This is a genomic window from Candidatus Goldiibacteriota bacterium, assembly GCA_016937715.1.
GTDB lineage: Bacteria > Oederibacteriota > PGYV01 > PGYV01 > PGYV01 > PGYV01.
The window spans coordinates 1-3,028 of sequence record JAFGWA010000122.1 but is presented as its reverse complement, the minus strand read 5'-3'; the positions used below and the strand labels follow the sequence as shown (position 1 = coordinate 3,028).

6 protein-coding genes are annotated in these 3,028 nt (G+C 40.3%); all 6 read right to left on the bottom strand.

What is annotated here, in order from left to right:
* On the bottom strand, nt 1-459 hold a 459-nt coding region (locus JXR81_11690; GenBank protein ID MBN2755505.1), incomplete at its 3' end, for an EscU/YscU/HrcU family type III secretion system export apparatus switch protein.
* A gap of 1 nt (nt 460) precedes the next feature.
* A complete protein-coding gene (gene fliR / locus JXR81_11685) occupies nt 461-1,249 on the bottom strand; it encodes a flagellar type III secretion system protein FliR (GenBank protein ID MBN2755504.1) in 789 nt (262 codons plus the stop codon).
* A 7-nt stretch (nt 1,250-1,256) separates the two neighbouring features.
* Nucleotides 1,257-1,529 carry a flagellar biosynthesis protein FliQ gene (gene fliQ, locus JXR81_11680; GenBank protein ID MBN2755503.1) on the bottom strand — a complete coding sequence of 91 codons (273 nt, stop codon included), beginning with the start codon at nt 1,527-1,529 and terminating at the stop codon, nt 1,257-1,259.
* A 12-nt stretch (nt 1,530-1,541) separates the two neighbouring features.
* Complete coding sequence (gene fliP / locus JXR81_11675; protein ID MBN2755502.1) at nt 1,542-2,300, bottom strand: flagellar type III secretion system pore protein FliP; 759 nt, start codon at nt 2,298-2,300, stop codon at nt 1,542-1,544.
* Complete coding sequence (locus JXR81_11670) at nt 2,297-2,923, bottom strand: hypothetical protein (protein ID MBN2755501.1); 627 nt, start codon at nt 2,921-2,923, stop codon at nt 2,297-2,299. The genes fliP and JXR81_11670 overlap by 4 nt, the downstream gene beginning before the upstream one ends.
* Before the next feature lie 5 nt (nt 2,924-2,928).
* On the bottom strand, nt 2,929-3,028 hold a 100-nt coding region (locus tag JXR81_11665; GenBank protein MBN2755500.1), incomplete at its 5' end, for a FliM/FliN family flagellar motor switch protein.

Sequence of the window (3,028 nt, the reverse complement as noted above, 5' to 3'; positions counted from 1 at the left end):
GATTATGGCTATTTTTATAATGGATTTTATAAGTTCCACAAGCGAGCGAAGCGAAAACATCCTTTTCATTCCCTGAACCGGATTAATGTTGGACATTTTGGGCTTTAACGGTTCAAACGTTATATGAAAACCCACCTGGATAATGTTGGATATAATCGCGGTAATAAATACAGCCGCGAACATGGGCGCCATTAACATAAGCAGCCTGCCTATCATTGACCGCATCATAATAATAACGGATTCTTCCGTAATTTTATAGGTAAAAGCATTGCCCCAGTAATGAGCGGCAAACTGCTTTATTTCAAACATCATATACTCTCCCGCCACCAGCAATATCACAAACCCGGCCAGTACGTTCAGTGTGGAATTAATTTCCTGGCTTTTTGCCACCTGCCCTTTTTTTCTGGCCTCTTCTTTTTTCTTTGGCGTCGGCTTTTCTGTTTTTCCCGGTTCTGCCATCTTATATCCTCATGCTTCTTATTATGAAATATATGTCTTCCCACATGGTGTTTAAAAGCGTGCTGAAAAGATTTACAAGTATCGGAAGGGCTATAAGCAGCGCGCCTATTCCCACCAGAATATTAAGCGGCAGCCCCACAATAAAAACGTTCATCTGCGGAAGCGTCCTTGCCACAAGCCCCAGCGTCAGGTTGGTAAGAAAAAGCGCAATAGTGGCCGGACCTGCTATCTTAAAAGACAGAACAAACATATTGTAAAAAAGGTCGGTAAGTTTATTTACAGTGGCGGTGGTTACACCCACATCATTAAGCGGGACAATATAAAAACTGTCCGAAATCGCCCTGAATAAAAAGTGGTGCCCGTTTATGGAAAGAAAAATTAAAATTCCAAGTACAAACTGGAACTGCCCCATAATTGAAACCTGCGTGTTGGACATAGGGTCAATTACGTTTACGATACCAAAACCCATCTGAAGGTCTATTATCTGCCCCGCAAGCTGAATGGCCGCAAATATCATATAAGCGGATAAGCCCACAATTACACCCATAATTACCTGCTTAAAAACCAGAAGCCCAAAACCCATAATATCGGAAGGCATGACGCCTGTTTTATCGATTACGGGAAAAATGATAATTCCGGTAAGAAATGCTATTGCAATTTTGACAAGTGACGGTATATTGCGGCTGCTTAAGATAGGCGCCGTGAAAAAGATTGCAGTTATTCTGATTACAATCAGGACAAAATATTCAAACTGCCCCATGGCAATGTTGAAGATGTCAACATTTCCCATTTGATTCTCACATCTTCATGTAATTGGGGAGGTTAAGTAAAAGCTGGGATGTAAAATTTATAAGTATCCTCAGCATCCAGGGCCCAAAGATTATCATTGCAAGAAGTACAACTATTATTTTAGGGACAAACGTAAGTGTCATTTCCTGTATCTGTGTAATTGCCTGAAAAATGCTTATCATAACGCCGACCACAAGCGCAAGCCCAAGAAGCGGCGCCGATACAAGAAGCGTCAAAAGAAGCGCTTCCCTTCCAAAACTTGTAACGAATTCTATGCTCATATTGTCATCCCCTTAAAAACTTACTATAAGGGCTCTGGAAAGAAGGTGCCACCCGTCTACAAGTATAAAAAGCAGTATTTTAAAAGGCAATGATATCATAACAGGCGGAAGCATCATCATACCCATGGACATAAGGGTGCTTGCCACAACCATATCAATTATTAAAAAAGGCACATAAATAATAAAACCGACCGTAAACGCGGTTTTAAGTTCGCTTATGACAAATGCCGGGATAAGCACGCTTGTAGGCACATCATCAGGATTTTTAGGCCTTGGACTTTTTGAAAGGTATATAAAAAGCGCAAGGTCTTTTTCCCTTGTCTGCTTGAACATAAACTGCCTGACCGGTTTTACGGCTTCATCAACAGCTTTATCAAGGGTTATCTTGTTTTCAGAATACGGCTTCCAGGCTTTATCGTAAATTTCAACACCCACCGGGCGCATAAGAAAAAAAGTCATAAAAAGAGCAAGCCCTATTAAAATCTGATTGGGCGGTATCTGCTGGCTTCCAAGCGCCTGCCTTAAGAAAGACAGCACAATTATTATCCTTGTAAAAGAAGTCATAAGCATAAGTATTGCCGGCGCAAGTGTAAGCACCGTTAAAAGCATAATTATCTGAATGGTGGCTGCAACATCTTTTGGGTTTTCAGACGGGTTAACACTTAAAGCAATATTTGGTATTGTGACATTAGCAGCATTTAAGATTCCTCCCGCGGATAAAAGCAATATAATAACAATAAACAGCCTTTTTATAATTGAACTCTTCTTCATTTCTTTCCGCCTTTAAGCTTTTCAATAAGGTTTTTTACGGTTTGATTGCCCGAATCAACTAATTTTCTGCCCTGCCTGGCATAAGTGGCTTTCATTTCATCGGCAAACTTATTTTCACTTTTTTTTCTGTATCTGGATACGTATTCATCTGCTGAAGTTTTTATTTTTTCAATTGTCTCACTGTCTTTGATTTCAGTTACCGGAACAAGGCTGTTGTCGCCCGCGCTTGCCAATACAAGCACCCGGTCCGCCAATTCAAGCACATAAACAGCTTTGTTTTTATCAATCTGTTCTTTGGCAAGTATTTTAATTACACCTTCGGATTTTAACGGGATGGATGCTTTAACATAAAAATATTTAAGGCCTGCCATCAGAAGATACGACAGGCCAATAACAAACAAAAGTGCAAGTATCAGGTTTATGGTAGTGCCCACTATTCCGGTGGTTTTTATTTCCGCGGGTTTTTCCAGATTTGCAATTTCATCCGCAAGATATCCCTTTTCCGCCTGCTTTGTTACTGAAGCAGCGGCATCCTGTGTTTTAGCACAGTAAGCCGCTGTTGGTATGAAAACTGCCGCTAAAAAAAAAAGAATAATAGCGGCGGTTATGGTTTTCACATTCATATTTTTTATATTCTCGGTATTCTGTCTGCCGGCCTTACAATATCAGTTATCCTGATACCAAAGTTTTCATCAATAACAACAACTTCGCCTTTGGCTATGTATTTG

Coding starts and splice junctions, on each gene's coding strand:
- fliR (MBN2755504.1), bottom strand. CDS start 1,249: ATGGGAAATGTTGACATCTTCAACATTGCCATGGGGCAGTTTGAATAT.
- fliQ (MBN2755503.1), bottom strand. CDS start 1,529: ATGAGCATAGAATTCGTTACAAGTTTTGGAAGGGAAGCGCTTCTTTTG.
- fliP (MBN2755502.1), bottom strand. CDS start 2,300: ATGAAGAAGAGTTCAATTATAAAAAGGCTGTTTATTGTTATTATATTG.
- JXR81_11670 (MBN2755501.1), bottom strand. CDS start 2,923: ATGAATGTGAAAACCATAACCGCCGCTATTATTCTTTTTTTTTTAGCG.